This window comes from Halorarum salinum, assembly GCF_013402875.1.
Taxonomy (GTDB): Archaea; Halobacteriota; Halobacteria; order Halobacteriales; family Haloferacaceae; genus Halorarum; species Halorarum salinum.
In genome coordinates, this window is sequence record NZ_CP058579.1 from 1225232 (window position 1) to 1241664 (window position 16433).

Below are 16433 nucleotides of genomic sequence, written 5' to 3' on the forward strand. Positions count from 1 at the left end.
GCTGCGCTCCTCGTCGCTCGCTTCGCTCGCTCGAACCACGGTGCTTGCGGGTCCGGGGTTCGTCGGGAGCCGCGGCCCCTTTCAGTCCCGCCCGACTGCACCGCAGCCTCCCCAACCGGCGAGGCCCCTCGGAACTCACCCTCGCTTCGCTTGCGTGAGCCTCGCACGAGCGGCCGCGCTTCGCTTGGCCGCCGCGCGCCACGTAGTTCGGTTCAGGACGTGCGGTGGCGCGTGCCGGCGCGGCTCCGTCCGCGCCGGCACGCGCGAGGGACGAGCACCGGAGCGCGAGCGAAGCGAGCGCGAGGAGCGCAATCGGTTGGGGAGGGCGTGGTTGCGGTCTGCGGTGGGTGGGACTGAAAGGGGCCGTGGCCGTCGGCGCAGGCGCGGACCGACAAGCACCGCAAGGAGCGAACGCAGTGAGCGACCGAGGAGCGCAGCGGCCGCACCGAGCCGACTGCCACGGGGGCTCTCGCGGTCTGCCGTTCGATTTCCAGACGTACCGCCCGGACGGGAACGTCGTCCAGCGGCCCGGGGGCTTTCGAGCCAGGCCCTGCCGCGGTGAGGGAGGAAGCGCAGAACCCACCCTTGCGAACCGAACGCCTTCGACCCAAACGATACCATGCTAACCAGTCGAACGGACCCGACACGGTTTTGCGGCACCCACCTGAAGCCACGACAAATGATTTCGCGGCAGCTCCTCCGGGACGAGCCCGACACCGTACGACAGGCCCTCGAGGACAAGGGCGTCGACGACGTGGACCTCGACCGCATCGTCGAGATGGACGACGAGTGGCGCGACCTGAAGGGCCGCGGCGACACCCTGCGCCACGAGCGGAACCAGGTCTCCTCGAGGATCGGCGAACTCAAACAGGAGGGGAGAGAGGAGGAGGCCCAGGAGGCCATCGAGCGGTCGCAGGAGCTCAAGGCCGAACTCGAGGAGATCGAGGAGCGCGCCGAGGAACTCGAGGCCGACCTCCACGAGGCGATGCTGCGAATCCCGCAGATTCCGCAGGACGACGTCCCCGTCGGCGAGGACGAGGACGAGAACGTCGAGCGCCGCCGGGAGGGGTTCGACGACCTGCGCGAGCTGCCCGATGAGGTCGTGCCCCACTACGACCTCGGCGAGGACCTCGACGTCCTCGACTTCGAGCGCGGCGCGAAGGTGTCCGGCGGCGGCTTCTACTTCGCGAAGGGCGAGGGCGCGATGCTCGAACACGCCCTGGTCCAGTTCATGCTCGAACTCCACCGCGAGCAGGGGTACGTCGACGTGTTCCCGCCGCTCCCGGTCAAGTCGCGGTCGATGGAGGGCACCGGCCAGTTCCCGAAGTTCACCGGGGACGCCTACCGGATCGAGGGGCGGAACGACGAGCCGTACGACGAGGACGACCTCTGGCTGCTCCCGACCGCGGAGGTGCCCGTCACGAACATGTACCGCGACGAGATCCTGCTCGACGACGACCTCCCGCTGAAGCACCAGGCGTACTCGCCGAACTTCCGGCAGGAGGCCGGCGAGCACGGCACCGAGACGCGCGGCATCGTCCGCGTCCACCAGTTCAACAAGGTGGAGATGGTGAACTTCGTGCGGCCCGAGGAGAGCGACGAGCGGTTCGACGGCCTCGTGGACGAGGCCGAGGAGGTCCTGCGACGCCTCGACCTCCCGTACCGCATCCTGGAGATGTGCACCGGCGACCTGGGGTTCACGCAGGCGAAGAAGTACGACATCGAGGTGTGGGCGCCCGGCGACGACATGGAGGACGGCCCCGAGGAGGGCGGCCGCTGGCTCGAGGTGTCGTCGGTGTCGAACTTCGAGGACTTCCAGGCCCGGCGCGCCGGCCTGCGCTACCGGCCCGAGCGCCACGAGTCGGCCGAGTACCTCCACACGCTCAACGGCTCGGGGCTCGCGGTCCCGCGCATCGTCGTCGCCGTCATGGAGTACTACCAGAACGACGACGGCACGGTCGAGGTACCCGAGGCGCTCCGCCCGTACATGGGCGGGCGCGAGGTCATCACCGGCGGCGAGAAGGTCGGCGAGTCGGCGATCGGCGCGGGCGAGAAGGAGTAACTGGGCACCACGATTTTGCCGGTCCGTCCCGAAATCGGAACGCCATGTCAGGACCCGGAGGCGCGACCCGCGAGCGACGCACGGAGCCAGCGCGACCGGCGGCCCGGACGCGGCGGCCCGACCGGTCGGAGGGAGTCCGGGGGCGGCGACGGGGGTGTCGCTGAATGGTCGAACTCGGCTACACGCTCTCCAGCGAGGAACATCCGCCGAACGACCTGGTCGAGAACGCGGCGCGCGCCGAGGAGGTAGGGTTCGACTTCCTGTCAATTTCAGACCACTTTCACCCGTGGATCGGCGCGCAGGGCCAGAGCCCGTTCGTCTGGTCGACGCTCGGGGGCGTCGCCCGCGCGACCGAGGAGGTCCCCGTCGGCGTCGGGGTGAACTGCCCCATCATGCGCGTCCACCCGGCCGTCGTCGCGCAGGCTGCCGCGACCGTCGCCGACATGCTCCCCGGACGGTTCGTCCTCGGGGTCGGGACCGGCGAACTCCTGAACGAGCACGTCGTCGGCGAGCACTGGCCCCCGCACGCGAAGCGGCTGGCGATGCTGGAGGAGGCGATCGAGATACTCCGCAGCCTCTGGGAGGGCGGACAGCGGAGCTACGACGGCGAGCACTTCACCGTCGAGAACGCGCGGCTGTTCACCCTGCCCGAGGAGCCCCCGCCGATCGTCGTCTCGGCCTACGGGCCGCGGGCGGCCCGCTCGGCCGCCGAGTACGGGGACGGGCTCTGGACGGTCGGCCCGCAGGACGTCGTCGAGACGTGGGAGGAGGCGGGCGGCGAGGGGCCACGGTACTGCCAGCTCGACGTCTGTTACGCCGAGGACGAGGAGCGAGCGGTGGATACGGCCTACGAGCAGTGGCCCAACACGGCGCTCCCGGGCGAACTCGCGTCACAGCTCCCGACGCCGACCCACTTCGAGCAGGCGTGCCGGATGGTCTCGCGGGAGGACATCGCCGAGTCCAGCGTCGTCACCGACCCCGATCCGGCCGCCCACCTCGAGAGCATCGAGGAGGCCGTCGACGCGGGCTACGACCACGTCTACGTCCACCAGATCGGCCCGGACCAGGAGTCGTTCTTCGAGTTCTACGAGTCGGAGGTGCTGCCGGAGGTGGAGTGACGACCCGGGGTCACCCGTCCGCGAACGAGTCGGTGTAGGTGGTCAACTCGACGACCGCGTCGCCCTCGAACGCGAACACGTCCACGAACCCGAACAGTTCCTCGCCGTCGTCGCGCAGGCGGCCGCGGACGGCCACCTCGTCGACCCGCCGACCCGGTCCCCGGTCGTCGGTTCCACCGGCGCCGGCGGGCGCGTCGTCCCCGTCGCCACGCCGGTGGGCGTCGGCGCCGGCACCCTCGCGTGCGTCGCCGTCGACGGTCCGATACACCGCGTCGACCGCGTGGACGGTGTCGGTCCGAGGTCGCCCCTCGCGCATGAACCGGACGAACTCGTCCCGGCCCGACAGCGTCCGGTCCGGCCGCCGGTGGACGAACTCGGGCCCGAGGAGCGCCGCGAGCGAGTCGTAGTCGGCGTCGTCGATCGCCCGGTAGTATCGCCTGACGGCGTTCTCGCGGTCCATCCGGGCCGGTGTTTCGACGGCGGGTGCTTGAATCGGTCGGCCGTGGCGGGTCCGTTCGCGCCCGTCGGACCCCCCGGCTACCCCGTTCCCCGCAACGCGCCTGCGAGGGTCGTACCTCGAACTCTCAGCTCACCGTACCGGTATCCGCCGACCCGCCGGGAGGACAGCGATAAGCGTATATAGTCATCTTTACCTATCGGCGGGCGAGGCCGCTGAGGTGCGATCGCTCACCCGCCGGCCCCGGAGACATCATGAACGATACCGATCCCTACGAGGAGGAGGCAGCCGTGACCCGCGAGTTCGAACGGGAGCTGGAGTCCCTGCTCGTGAACGCCTTCGCGAGGGGGGCCGTCGTCGAGGGAACGTGGGAGATCAGCGGTTCCGTCGGAGCGGTCCCCGAGTGGACCGTCGAGATCGTCAAGTCGGCCGGGGCGGAGACGGAGTACGACCCGGACCTCATCGAGTAGGTCCGTATCGGGCCACCATCCCGGGCCACGTGGACGGCATAATGTAATATTGTTGTTCGGTACAGAACGTTTATGTGATGGTGGCGTAATGTAGGCCCATGCCCACCGGTCGGACGGCCGCTCGGGTAGCAGGGTGGGTGGCTGGCGCGCCGGTGGCACACAGGAGGCCGCATGAAAACCAAGACGCCTGATGAGGCCGGACCCGGAACCGACGACGCGACGCTGTCCACGACCGACGTTTTCGGCGTGCTCGCGAACGACCGCTGTCGCTATCTCCTGCACTATCTCGACCATCGCGTGGGCGGGGTCTCGCTCGGCGAGCTCGCCGAGCGGGTCGCCGTCCTCGAGGACGATCCGACCTACGACCACTACGAACGGGTCCTCACCGGACTCCACCACGTCCAGTTGCCGAAGCTGACCGAGACGGGGCTCGTCGTCTACGACCGCGAGGCCGAGACGGTGACCGGGACGGGGGCGATCGCCCAGGTGCGCCCGTACCTGGAACTCGCGATGGCGGGGGACATCCGGGAGGCGTAGCTCCCGCGGACGCCGGTTCGTTCCGGCGCCTCCGGGCCGCTTTTGTCGGCCAGGCCCGAAGTCGTGGTGTGGACCTGCACGTCAGGTACGAGGGCGACGACGACCCCGACAAGTGTACGGCGCGAAAGCTCGCGCGCTTCGACCTCGCGGAACTCCACCGGTCGGACCGCGCGACGCCGTACGGGGTCGTGCTCAACCCGCACGCGGAGCGTGCTCTCTCGCCGGCCGACGCCGCCGGGGACGGTGACGGATCGGCTGAAGGACCGCTCGTCGCGCTCGACTGCTCGTGGGAGTCGGCCGGCGAGGCCCGCTTCTCGCTCCCCGGCGAGCACCGCGCGCTCCCGTATCTCGTCGCGGCCAACCCCGTCAACTTCGGCCGGCCGATGCGGCTCACGACCGTCGAGGCGCTCGCGGCCGCGCTGTGCATCTTCGGCGAGGACGACGGCGCCGAGCGGATCCTCTCGAAGTTCACCTGGGGGGAGACGTTCCTCGAACTGAACGAGGAACCGCTCCGGCGGTACGCCGACTGCGCCGACTCCGCCGACGTCGTCGCCGTCCAGGGGGAGTACCTCGACCGCTGAGCCCGCCCTCCCGCCACCGGCCCGTTCTCACTCGGCGACGAAGGCGCCGATGGCGCCCGCGACCGCCGAGTCGAGCGCGAACACGAGCGTCACGAGGAACCCGAGCACCAGCAGCCCCGTCCCCCCGACCACGCCGCCGAACGGACCTCCGCCGGCGAGGCCGAGGAGGCCCCCGAAGAACGCGACGAGGAGGGTGAAGGCGACGCCGGTGAGCGACCCCGCGATGGCGCCGTGGACGGCGCCGTTGAGGACGCCGCCGCCGGCGAGATACCCCGCGACCAGGCCGCCGACGATGCCCGCGCCGAGCTGGCCGACCACCGGGAGCCCGGAGCCGATCACCGCGACCATCAGGAACGTCACGAACCCCCAGCTGACGGCGCGCCAGTCGATCATGGTCGGTCGAAGGAGGCCCGGGCGTATCTACGTTTCTCCGGGGGCGTCGTCCGCGAGCAGGTCGCCCCCACCTCGCGCCGCCCGGCGTTCGTCGGTCGGGACGAACAGGCGGTCCGTCCCCGGGTCGTACACGGACTCGGCGGGCGCCTCGTCCGTCGGAGGCGCGGCCACGTCGTCGGCCGGGTCGACGCGCTTGCCGGGCGTCCCGTGACGCTCGCGGGCCCGTTCCGCCGCCTCGCGGACGCTCGCCGCCGCCACGCCGCGTCGCTCGGCCCACTCCGCCGCCGGGAGCCCCATCGACTCGACCGCCCAGGCGTCGACGGCGGCGTCGGGGGCGAACCCGGCGAGGAGCAGGTCGGCGACCGTCGCGAACGCGTGACGTTCGGCGGCCCGCCACGGCTCGGGCTTGTTCACCCGAACCGGGTAGAGGAACGGCGCCTCGTACGTCCTCGCGAGCGACCGCGAGAACGAGACGGTGCGTCCCTCGGCCTCCTGGAACGCCCGGAGGTTCGTCGCCGCCGCCGCCGCCAGCAGGTCCTCGTCGACCTCGTAGCCGGCGTCCGCGAGCGCCGACTCGAGTTCGCGGAAGCCGAAGGCGAACCACGCCGCGTCCGGCCCCGACAGGAGGAGGTGGTCCGGACCCTCGGGGTCGCGCGCGGCGGCGAACTCCTCGGCGAGTCGGTCGCGGACGGCGTCGTGGAGCGTCCGCAGCCCCACCTTCACGTCGGACGGCTCGAAGTCGGTGTTTGCCGCGACGGCCTCGATGACCGCGTCGTCGATGGCCGGCCTGTGCATACCCGACGGCTCGGGCGCCGCGGGAAGAAGGTTGTCCTCCGGCTATCAGCGACTGAGGACGGGTCGGTGGAATCCAGGGGGGGCGAGCACGGACGACGTGACGGGGTCTGGTTGTCCGGCGCGCGGTGGCCGCCCCTCGTGCGCGGCCGCTCGTGGGAGGGACGAGCACGGCGAGACCGTCGGTCTCGCTAGCCCGCGGGCGACCCGCAAGTCGCCCGCGGACACCGCAGGCGAGCGAACGAAGTGAGCGAATACGAGGAGCCCGGGAGGCTAGGGAGGGCGAGGGGGCTTTCGACACAGCACTGCGGCGACTGCACTGACGGCGGAACGACACCCGTGAAGGCTTTCGAGACGGGCGTTCGCCGCCCAGCAGCCCCCGACGCTCAGGAGACGAACTTCAGCAGGTCGTCGCGCTTCGCCTCGCGGAACCGCTCCCGGAGGATCTCGCGGAGCGGTTCGATGCTCCCGCGCTTGGCGGTCACGGGCGCGACGATGTGGTCCCACTGCTGCCACGGGGGGTAGAGCCCCAGCCGTTCGCACAGTTCGTTCAGGCGCGCGTCGCGGTCCTCGACCTTGTCCATCTTGTTGACCGCGACGACCGGCGGCACGTCCACGTCCTGAAGGAACGAGAACAGTTCGACGTCGTGGGGGATCTCCTCGTCGTTCGTGTGCCGGTCGATGATGTCGACGGCGCTCTTGCCGTCGACGACCAGCACGCCCGCGAGGACGTGCTCGGCGTTCTCCTCCACGTAGCGGACCACGTCGGTCTTGATCGCCTCCCGGCGGTCCTCCTCGACGCCGGACATGAACCCGAAGCCGGGGAGGTCGGTGAACATGAAGCTCTCGGGCGCCCAGTCGTAGTGGTTCGGCTGACGGGTGACGCCGGGCTTCTTTCCGGTCGTGAAGTCGTGGCCCGTGAGCTCGCGCATGAGCGTGGACTTCCCGACGTTCGACCGGCCGACGAGCACCACCTCGGCGTCGCGGTCGGGTCGTCCATCGAAGGTCATACGTCGGGGTTGGGCGAGTAGTCGGATAAGGGTACGGAGCCGTCGAGCGCCCGTCCGCCGATCCGACGTCCCCGGCGTGTGCGTTGGACGGTGGTCCTACTCCTCGGGCCGAACGTACACCCACTCCGGCGTGACGACGACCCTGTGCCCCTCGAACGTGAACGCCAGCCGGTTCGGCGTCCGCCCGCGACGCCGGTCGAAGGCGTCCTCGATGGCGTCCGGGTCGACGGCGTGGGCCAGCGGCTCCATCCCGAGCGGGTCGCTGTCGGCGGCGATCCCGACGCCCCGGACGACCGCTTCCGGGTACGATTCGTACTCGGAGACGGCGTACGCGTGGAACCCGTCGTCACCCGATTCCGGGCAGTCAGGCGGGGGGCCCTCGGTCATGGGTACGCTGGACGGTTCGACGGACGGCTGTTGAACGTAGGGACAAACGCGTCGAACTGTCGTCGCGGGCGCCGTCGTGCGGCGGGGACGGGTGCCATCGCCGACGGGAACCGCAGTCGCGTCGCTCACGACTCGGTCGTCCGATCGCGAGCGGTCGCGGGTTCGCCGCCGTCGGTCGCGGTCCCGCCGAGCGCGTTCATGACGGTCGCGGGGAGTCGGTTCACGGTGGCGCGACCCGCCTGCTCGCGGACGACGAGTCCGTCCTCCTCGAGCGACGTGAGGTGGTGCGAAATCGTGCTGGGACTCCGGTCCAGTTCGTCCGCGAGTCGGTCGTTGCGCGCCTCGCCGAGTGCCGCGAGCGTCTCCAGCAGCCGTCGAACGGCGGCGTCCGAGAGGGCCGCGACGAGGGCCGTGCCGTCCACGTCGATCGGGTAGAACCGGCGCTTGCCCCGGACCTTCTCGGTCCGGATCAGGTTCTCCCGTTCGAGGACGCGGAGGTGGTGCCGGACCGACGAGAGCGAGAGGTCGCTCCGCTCCCCGAGTTCCGAGAGGTAGACGCCCGGTGCGTCCGCGATGGCGTCGTGGATGGCGCGCCGGCGTTCGTGATCGAGGGGGTCGGACCCGTCGTGGCGACTGAACCGGAGGGCGAGGACGTACCGCCAGGGCCGGGTCACGTCCGCAGGGGGGATCCGGAGCGCGATCCGTTCCGCCTGCGGCCATAGCGTCCCGCTCAGCGCCAGCGCGTTCGCGGTTCCCCCCGCCGCGGCCGAGAGGACGACGACCGCGAGGAGGCCGGCGGCCGGGCCGCCGCCGGACCCTGATGCGGGGAACTCACCGCCCGTGTCGGCCCCGGCCGTGTGGCCGTGGTCCGACTCCTCGTCCGGTACTCGTTCGTCCCCCCTCGGTTCGCGGCGCGAGGTCCCGCTTCCGGGGATCCACCCGCTCGACTCGTGTTCGGCAGTCCGCCGCGACTCCGCCCAGTGGACGCCGTCCCCCGCCTCCGCGACGGGCCCGTGGAGCGCGTCCGGGGCCCGGTCGACCGTCCCGAGGAGCGCGTCGGACGCCGCTTCGACCGTCCCGTCGAGTTCGTCGGTCGCCCCGTCGACAGTTTCCTCCGGGCGCTCGCCCGCGTCGTCGATCCCCTCGACGGTGGCGTTCGTCGTCTCCTTGAGCGTCTCGTCCGTCGTCCCGTCGACGGCGTCCTCGACCGTCCCGGTCGTCTCGTCGGACGCTTCGACCGTTTCGTTCGACGGTTCGTCGAGCGTCCCGGTCGTGTCGTTCGCCGCTCCGTCGGACTCCTCGGCGGTTGCGTTCGTCGTCTCGACGGTCTCGTTCGTCGCTCCGTCGACCGTCCCGGCCGTCTCGTCGGACGCTTCGACCGGTTCGTTCGCCGGTTCGTCGACGACGCCGGACGGGTCGCCGGGGGTCGCGTCGGCGACCGCGAGTCCGGTCGATAACAGGAGGAGCGAGAGGGCACACGCCAGTGCGAGGCGGGGCGTCGGCGGGTCCATGGTGCTGACGACCGCGTACGGTGGTTGCCGAGCGACTCTTATTTCCCATCGGTTCGCAACCGTTAATAATCTGTTCCCGGACGCGTACCCGACCCGTGAGCGTTACGGAACGGTTTCGCGGGGAAGCGGTACCCGGACACGTCCGTCCGACCGCGGCGCCACACGGCGGGGAACTGGCATCGTCGGCCGGTCGTCACGTCGCTCCGGCGGTCCCGACGGAACCGGCCGGGACGGCCCATCGGGGTGGAACGTATTAGTGGCGCCCGGACCGGGTTCCAAGCATGGACAAGCAGCCCCTCCGCGAGCGGGTCTGGGACGACCTGGAGGAGTCGGGCGTGGCCCGGTTCCCCTTCCCGCCGCACGGGCGAATCCCGAACTTCGCCGGCGCTGACGAGGCGTGCGACCGCCTCACCGAAACGGACGAGTGGGCCGACGCCGAGGTCCTCAAGTGCAACCCCGACGCGCCCCAGCTTCCGGTCAGGCGGGCCGCGCTCCGCGCCGGCAAGACCGTCTTCGTGGCGGTCCCGCGACTGCGGGAGGAACGCCCGTTCCTGCGGCTCGCCCCCGAGGAGGTGCCCGACGTCGACGCGGCGACCACCGTCTCGGGCGCCTCGGACCACGGCGTCCCGGTCGGTCCCGACGAGGTGCCACACGTCGACCTGATCGTCTCGGGCAGCGTCGCGGTCACCGAGTCCGGCGGCCGCGTCGGCAAGGGCGAGGGGTTCGCCGACGTGGAGTTCGCGGTCCTCTCGGAACTGGGCGCGGCGGACTCGGGGACCACGGTCGCGACGACCGTCCACGAGCGACAGGTCGTCGAGGACGACGTGGACCTCGACGACCACGACGTGCCGCTGGACCTGATCTGTACGCCCGGGCGGACGATCCGTCCGGAACGCGGCCCGCGGCCGCGGGGGATCGACTGGGGGGCGCTCGGCGAGGAAACGCTGGCCGAGATCCCGGTCCTTCGGCGGCTCGACCCGCGGTGAGACGTCGACGGACTCCCACGCGGGCCGCCACCTCCCCCGTATCCCGGGATTATTTGCCTCGCCGACGCGTGGCGTACCTGTGCGACTCGTTCAGGTGATGGTGCCGGCGGGCAAGCGCGAGACCGTCCTCTCGACGCTGGACGAGGAGGGGATCGACTTCGTCCTCTCGGACGAGACGAGCGGACGGCAGTACACCGCGGTCGTCTCGTTCCCGTTGCCGACCGAGGCCGTCGAACCCGTGCTCCAGCGGTTGCGTGAGGTGGGGATCGAACGCGACGCCTACACCGTCGTACTGAACGCCGAAACGGTCGTCTCCGAGCGGTTCGAGCAGCTCGAGGAGCGGTACGCCGACTCCGAGGAGAACGAGGACCGCATCGCCCGCGAGGAGCTGGCCGCCCGCGCCGAGGACATGGCGCCGCGGACCGGCGCCTACGTCACGTTGACCGTCATCAGCGCCGTCGTCGCCACCGCCGGCCTGCTGCTCGACTCGCCCGCGGTCGTCGTCGGCTCGATGGTCATCGCGCCGCTCATCGGGCCGGCGATGGCCACCAGCGTCGGCACGGTCATCGACGACGCGGACATGTTCCGCCGGGGGGTCAGGCTCCAGATGCTCGGCGCCGTGCTCTCGGTCGCGAGCGCGGCGCTGTTCGCCGCGATGGTCCGGTTCGGCAACGTCGTCCCGCCCGGGACCGAGGTGTTCACCATCAACGAGGTTCGCGAACGGCTCGCCCCCGACGTGCTCTCGCTCCCCATCGCGCTCGGCGCCGGCATCGCGGCCGCCCTCTCGATCTCCTCGGGCGTCTCGACGGCGCTGGTCGGCGTCATGATCGCCGCGGCGCTCGTCCCGCCGATCGCCGTCGTCGGCATCGGCATCGCGTGGGGCGCGCCGCTCACCGTGGCCGGCGCCGCCCTGCTCGTCGTCGTGAACTTCCTCTCGATCAACTTCGCCGCGCTCGCGGTGCTCTGGTACAAGGGGTATCGTCCGGAGAGCTTCTTCCACCTCGACCGGGTGCGGTCGGCCACGACGAAACGGATCGTCGTGCTCGGCGTCGCCATCATGCTCACGACGGTCGTGCTCGTCGGGATCACCTACGCCTCCTACCAGAGCGCCACGTTCGAGCAGACCGTCGTCGACGAGACGAGGGCGATCGTCGGCGACGACGGGATCGTCCTCGGGATCGACGTGTCCTACGGCGGGTTCCCGTTCCGACAGCCGACCGCCGTCACCGTGACGGTCGGACACGAGGCGGGAACCGACCCGCCCCCCGTCGCGGAGCCGCTGGCCGAGCAACTCGCGGACGACACCCCGGCACAGTTCCGGATCAACGGGGCCGACGAGATCTCGATCTCGGTCCGGTTCGTCCCGATCGAGGAGGCCACGATCCGGGAGCGCGAGGTCGGCGTCCGTGGGAGCGAATGAGACAAATCGCCGTTTGTGCCTAGAGTACGTTGAAGCCCGGTGGGATCGACGGGTTCGACGTGAAGCGAGTAGCCACCCTCCTCACGGTGCTGGTCGTCCTCCTGGCCGGCTGCGCCGGAGCCGTCACGAACGCCGCGCCGAACGCCGGATCCGGCGATTCGGCCGACACGAACGCCGTCACCGCGACCGGCAGCGCCACCGTCTCTGCCGCGCCGGACGTCGCGACCATCACGGTCGCCGCCGAGTCGACCGCCGACACCGCCGCCGCCGCCCGCACGCAGGTCGCCGAGGACGCCGACGCCCTCCGGACCGCGCTCGCGGACGCGGGCTACGAGGTCGAGACGGTCGACTTCCGGCTCAGGCCCGAGTTCGACCGGGCCGGCGGCGAGCGCGAGCAGGTCGGTTACCGCGCGGTCCACGTCTTCGAGTTCGAGGCGCAACCCGACGCCGCCGGCGAGGCCGTCGACCTCGCGGTCGACAACGGCGCGGCCGCGGTGAACGACGTCCGGTTCGAACTGGACGACGAGCACCGCGCCGAACTCCGACGGGAGGCGCTCGCCGACGCCGTGGGCGACGCCCGCGGCGACGCGGAGGCGGTCGCCGGCGCCGCGGACCGCACGGTCGGCTCCGAGCTCTCGATGCAGGTCGGCTCGCAGGGATACTCCCCCCACGAGGTCCGATACACCGCCGAGGCCGCCGATTCGGCCACCTCGTTCGAGCCCGGTCCCGTGACGGTCTCCGCGTCCGTGACCGTGACCTACGAACTGGAGTAGCGACGGAACCGGGGCTCGGGTTCGCGACGGACCCGAACGGGTGCCCCCGCGACCGACCCTCGCCCGCTCAGTTCCGCGAGGGGAGGTCCGGCTCGTAGCCCACCGCCTCGACCGCGAGGTCGAGCACCCCGTCGACGTTCTCGCCCTCGGTGACGCTCATGTAGGCGTCGGCGTCCACGTCCCGCGAGCGGTCGCTCTTGTTGCAGACGACCAGGACGGGCGAGTCGAAGGTGGATTCCACCTCCTCCAGGAGCGCGAGCTGGTCCGCCAGCGGGTAGCCGCAGTCGGCCGACGCGTCGACGACGAACAGCACCGCGTCAGCGAGGTGGGTGAGCGCGGAGACGGCCTGGCGCTCGATGTCGTTGCGCTCCTCGGCCGGTCGGTCGAGCAGGCCGGGCGTGTCGATGATCTGGTAGCGGATCCGATCGCGCTCGAAGTGGCCGATCTGGACCGCCTTCGTCGTGAACGGGTAGGAGGCGATCTCGTTGCTGGCGCGGGTGACCGCGTTGACGAACGAGGACTTGCCGACGTTCGGGTAGCCGGCGACGACGATGGCCGGCTCGTCCGGGCGGATGTCGGGCAGGGTCTTCAGCGCGTCGCGCGCCTCGCCGACCGTCAGGAGGTCGTCGGCGACCTCGTCGACGACGTCGGCCATCCGGGCGAACGCCTGCTTTCGGTGCTTGCGGGCGGTCTCGACGTTCGAGCTCCGGATCTTGCTGGCGTACTCCGAGCGGAGTTCGGCGATCCGGTTGGAGGCCCAGTTGACCTCCGAGAGCGCCTGCCGGAGCTCGTCGACGTTCACGACGGCGTCGGCCAGTTCGTAGTAGAACGGGTCGACCTCGTACTCGAAGTCGGGCCAGTCGTTCGAGACGTTCTCGAGGTTGTCCGAGAGGATGTTGCCGGCGGTGCGGAGCATCGACTCCTGGGCCTCGATGCCGCCCTTGGCGCGGCCGGCGCGGGCCGCGCGCGAGAAGGCCTTGTCGACCAGTTCCTCGGCGCGGGGCGTGGTGGGGAGGTTTTCGAATATCATGGCGATTCGTGGTTAATTGCGTGTTCGTTGGCCGTGAGGCCGTAAAAGCCCGTCCGTTCGCGCTTTCGGGCCGTTCGGGGCCAAACCCTGGGCGACGCGGTTCGGCGGAGGACGGTGGCGGGGCCGTTCGGTCCGTCCACCGCGGGCGCCTCACGCACCCGCGGGTCGCCCCCTCGAACCTCGTGCTCACCCGCAATCGTTTTGCCCGCGCCACAGTTACACACCCATATATGAGCGAGACACCGGACGACGACCGACTGGAGGAGCTCCGGGAGAAGAAGATGGAGGAGCTACAGGACCGCGCCGGCGGCGAGGCCGACGAGGAGGCCCAGCAGGCCGCCCAGGAACAGGCGGAACGCCAGCAGGACGCCCTCCTGAAACAGTACCTCACCGACGGCGCGCGCCAGCGGCTCAACGCCGTCGAGATGAGCAAGCCGGAGTTCGCACAGCAGGTGAAACAGCAGGTCACCGCGCTGGCGCGGAGCGGTCGCATCCAGGACCGCATCGACGAGGACCAGATGAAGTCGCTGCTCCGGGAGCTCCAGCCCGAGCAGAAGAGCTTCGACATCCGCCGGCGCTGAATGGAGCTCGCGCTGCTGTACAGCGGCGGGAAGGACTCCTCGCTCGCGGCGCTCGTGCTCGACGGCTTCTACGACGTGCGGCTCGTCACGGCCCACTTCGACGTCACCGACGACCACGAGCACGCCCGCCGGGCCGCCGAGGCGCTGGGGCTGCCGTTCGAGACGCACGAACTCGACCCCGAGGTGGCCGCCGAGGCGGTCGAGACGATGCGCGAGGACGGCTACCCCCGAAACGGCATCCAGCGGGTCCACGAGCACGCGCTGGAGGAGGTCGCCGCGCTCGACGTCGACGCCGTGGCGGACGGCACCCGCCGTGACGACCGCGTCCCCTCGGTGTCGCGGGCGTTCGCGCAGTCGCTGGAGGACCGCCACGACGTCGACTACATCGCGCCCCTCTCCGGGTTCGGACGCAACGCGGTCGACCGCCTGGTCGAGGAGACGCTCGACGTGGAGTCCGGACCGAGCGAGGAGATCCCGAAGGCCGACTACGAGGGGGAACTCCGCGAACTCCTCCGCGAAGACGGCGGCGACGACGCCGTCGCCGAGGTGTTCCCCGCACACGAGCAGACGTACGTGCGCGGCACGCTGGACTAGCGTCGGGGACTCCCCGTTCCACCCCCCGGCCCGACCGGAATCGCGCCCCTTTCCCGTCGCCGCCCGACACCCGACAGTGCCCCTCCAGCCGGGAATCGTCGTCGCCGTCCCCTTGCGTTTTCGGCGAGTGTTGAGTGACGAAACTTTATGAGGGCAGAAAGTTCGGCTATATCGGCCAAGGGCCGCCGTGTGGTACCGAGTTCTGATTGAGTAACTCCGAAATTTCAGAGATTCACACCGAACGGCACCTACAAAAGATCCGGTAGGCGACCAGAAGCTCAACGTTCACCTCGCTCCGGAGTGACCTAGGATCGAAGCCGAGAGGAATGAGACATTCACAGAAGTCCCTTAGAAGGACGCTTTGCGCGGAGGTACAAAATTCAGTTAAATAACAATAATATCGACATCCTACCATAATTCGAGCCAGTTATATTCTTATATAGTTATGTAAATAACATTTATTTATTATATACTTATATGGAAGATTGGATGTCCAGAGATCCACAAGTCAGCCGACGTAAGTACGTGAAATCAATGGGCGCAGGGGCCACCGTGTTCGGCCTCGATAGGTTTTCATTCACGCCCAAAATTACAATCCCTCTTCTCAGATCAAAGCAAGGAGTCGTTGAAGAAGAGGAAGTCCCCCGAGCGTGGTGGCAGCATGTTCAAACATCAAAGAGGGTAGTGGAAAAGGTTAGAGAACAATACAGCGGCGTTAAAGGATTCAAAAGCGCCTATCGGACAATTTCGGACGAGCGAATCAAAGGCTACCGAAAGAAGAAAATAGCTATTGAAATTGACACAGAAGAAGCTCCAAATATTCCACTTGGATCCGACACGCCGAACGGTCCATTCCCTGAGGAAGTTAATGGAATTGGAGTTGAAACGAGAGAAAATCTCAATCGTACAGCGTCCGCATGCAAGAACGTAGGACACTTCGACCCAATTCCGGGTGGCACGGGTATATTCAACCAACAAGGGTTGAAGGCAACTGCATGCTGTAAAGTCACGTATAATGGTTCTCCCCGTCTATTAACTGTCTCCCATATGACTCTCTGTAGAAAGGAACCAGTTTACCAAGATAGTGACGAGCAGCGGCAGATAGGGTCAATCGACAACCTATCGGCATCCCAGGATTGGGCAACAATCGACCTAAACTCAGATTACGATCTGGATAATACTATCCGACTCCCGAGTGGCACTGAGTACCCGGTTAACGGGTGGATTACAGAGGGAGGGGTTGAAACGTATGCATCAAATGGGAGAGAATTTCTTAAGGTTGGATCCGAGACCGGAAGAACGAAGAACTCGATCTTGAACCACTATGCTCCCTTTGATGATGATTGCTCAAACTACGAAAAAGGAATCGACATGCGAAACAATGGTGCCAATGGCGATTCAGGCGGGCCTATCTTCCTCCTCACCGACAACAACACCGCGTTCATTCTCGCCATCAACCAATACAATGGCGGTGGTACTGTTGATATCGGTTGTTCTGGGATAGCTGAGAAAAACTACAGTGGTGGAATCGCAGCTTGGTATCTCCAAAATAATACACCAATCAGCTTCTGACTGGGGGTGACCGGCACCCAATCTCTAGAGTCAGTTGGGACTGCATACTTTTGTTCATTCAATTCGTTATTCAGAACAGGTATGCGTATAAAACAGATTCTCCTCGGATGTAATTGGCATCGATCAATATCTTTTCTTCTCTATGCCTTACTCGTTGCA

The 16433-nt window shown here is 68.5% G+C and carries 18 protein-coding genes; 11 read left to right on the top strand and 7 right to left on the bottom strand.

Annotation, left to right across the window (positions count from 1 at the left end; genetic code table 11):
• Positions 1-679 precede the first annotated feature (679 nt).
• A complete protein-coding gene (gene serS, locus HUG12_RS05790; protein ID WP_179267855.1) occupies positions 680-2062 on the top strand; it encodes a serine--tRNA ligase in 1383 nt (460 codons plus the stop codon).
• Between the two features lie 164 nt (positions 2063-2226).
• Positions 2227-3180: a TIGR03557 family F420-dependent LLM class oxidoreductase gene (locus HUG12_RS05795; protein WP_179267856.1), complete on the top strand. Its 954-nt coding sequence runs from the start codon at positions 2227-2229 to the stop codon at positions 3178-3180.
• Between the two features lie 10 nt (positions 3181-3190).
• Here HUG12_RS05795 and HUG12_RS05800 read toward each other — a convergent pair whose 3' ends face one another.
• A complete protein-coding gene (locus tag HUG12_RS05800) occupies positions 3191-3640 on the bottom strand; it encodes a nuclear transport factor 2 family protein (RefSeq protein ID WP_179267857.1) in 450 nt (149 codons plus the stop codon).
• Positions 3641-3891: 251 nt separating this feature from the next.
• Here HUG12_RS05800 and HUG12_RS05805 point away from each other — a divergent pair, with 251 nt between their 5' ends.
• From HUG12_RS05805 to HUG12_RS05815, 3 genes are all read left to right on the top strand, one after another.
• Entirely contained in the window at positions 3892-4107 is a 216-nt protein-coding gene (locus tag HUG12_RS05805) for a hypothetical protein (protein WP_179267858.1), read from the top strand.
• A gap of 171 nt (positions 4108-4278) precedes the next feature.
• Positions 4279-4644: a DUF7344 domain-containing protein gene (locus tag HUG12_RS05810; RefSeq protein ID WP_179267859.1), complete on the top strand. Its 366-nt coding sequence runs from the start codon at positions 4279-4281 to the stop codon at positions 4642-4644.
• Between the two features lie 68 nt (positions 4645-4712).
• A complete protein-coding gene (locus tag HUG12_RS05815; protein ID WP_179267860.1) occupies positions 4713-5225 on the top strand; it encodes a DUF367 family protein in 513 nt (170 codons plus the stop codon).
• 27 nt (positions 5226-5252) lie between these two features.
• Here the strand turns inward: HUG12_RS05815 and HUG12_RS05820 are convergent, their stop codons facing one another.
• From HUG12_RS05820 to HUG12_RS05840, 5 genes are all read right to left on the bottom strand, one after another.
• Positions 5253-5618 (bottom strand): DUF5518 domain-containing protein, encoded by a 366-nt coding sequence (locus tag HUG12_RS05820; protein ID WP_179267861.1) that lies wholly within the window; start codon positions 5616-5618, stop codon positions 5253-5255.
• 27 nt (positions 5619-5645) lie between these two features.
• Complete coding sequence (locus tag HUG12_RS05825) at positions 5646-6413, bottom strand: hypothetical protein (RefSeq protein WP_179267862.1); 768 nt, start codon at positions 6411-6413, stop codon at positions 5646-5648.
• A gap of 383 nt (positions 6414-6796) precedes the next feature.
• Complete coding sequence (gene engB, locus HUG12_RS05830) at positions 6797-7420, bottom strand: GTP-binding protein EngB (protein ID WP_179267863.1); 624 nt, start codon at positions 7418-7420, stop codon at positions 6797-6799.
• A gap of 96 nt (positions 7421-7516) precedes the next feature.
• Positions 7517-7807: a HalOD1 output domain-containing protein gene (locus HUG12_RS05835; protein ID WP_179267864.1), complete on the bottom strand. Its 291-nt coding sequence runs from the start codon at positions 7805-7807 to the stop codon at positions 7517-7519.
• A 125-nt stretch (positions 7808-7932) separates the two neighbouring features.
• Positions 7933-9318 (bottom strand): winged helix-turn-helix transcriptional regulator, encoded by a 1386-nt coding sequence (locus HUG12_RS05840; protein WP_179267865.1) that lies wholly within the window; start codon positions 9316-9318, stop codon positions 7933-7935.
• Positions 9319-9599: 281 nt separating this feature from the next.
• On the opposite strand from HUG12_RS05840, the gene HUG12_RS05845 reads away from it, so the two are divergent.
• The 3 genes from HUG12_RS05845 to HUG12_RS05855 all read left to right on the top strand — a co-directional run bounded on the left by HUG12_RS05845 (position 9600) and on the right by HUG12_RS05855 (position 12497).
• Positions 9600-10304 carry a 5-formyltetrahydrofolate cyclo-ligase gene (locus tag HUG12_RS05845; protein ID WP_179267866.1) on the top strand — a complete coding sequence of 235 codons (705 nt, stop codon included), beginning with the start codon at positions 9600-9602 and terminating at the stop codon, positions 10302-10304.
• Positions 10305-10383: 79 nt separating this feature from the next.
• On the top strand, positions 10384-11724 hold the full coding sequence (locus HUG12_RS05850) for a TIGR00341 family protein (protein WP_179267867.1): 1341 nt from the start codon (positions 10384-10386) through the stop codon (positions 11722-11724).
• A 59-nt stretch (positions 11725-11783) separates the two neighbouring features.
• Positions 11784-12497, top strand: a complete 714-nt coding sequence (locus HUG12_RS05855; protein WP_179267868.1) for an SIMPL domain-containing protein — start codon at positions 11784-11786, stop codon at positions 12495-12497.
• 67 nt (positions 12498-12564) lie between these two features.
• Here HUG12_RS05855 and HUG12_RS05860 read toward each other — a convergent pair whose 3' ends face one another.
• Positions 12565-13527: an NOG1 family protein gene (locus tag HUG12_RS05860; RefSeq protein WP_179267869.1), complete on the bottom strand. Its 963-nt coding sequence runs from the start codon at positions 13525-13527 to the stop codon at positions 12565-12567.
• A gap of 230 nt (positions 13528-13757) precedes the next feature.
• Here HUG12_RS05860 and HUG12_RS05865 point away from each other — a divergent pair, with 230 nt between their 5' ends.
• The 3 genes from HUG12_RS05865 (at position 13758) to HUG12_RS05875 (ending at position 16274) form a co-directional block, all read left to right on the top strand.
• On the top strand, positions 13758-14108 hold the full coding sequence (locus HUG12_RS05865; RefSeq protein ID WP_179267870.1) for a DNA-binding protein: 351 nt from the start codon (positions 13758-13760) through the stop codon (positions 14106-14108).
• Positions 14109-14702 (top strand): DUF7411 family protein, encoded by a 594-nt coding sequence (locus tag HUG12_RS05870; RefSeq protein ID WP_179267871.1) that lies wholly within the window; start codon positions 14109-14111, stop codon positions 14700-14702.
• A 489-nt stretch (positions 14703-15191) separates the two neighbouring features.
• Positions 15192-16274, top strand: a complete 1083-nt coding sequence (locus tag HUG12_RS05875; protein ID WP_179267872.1) for a hypothetical protein — start codon at positions 15192-15194, stop codon at positions 16272-16274.
• Positions 16275-16433: the final 159 nt, after the last annotated feature.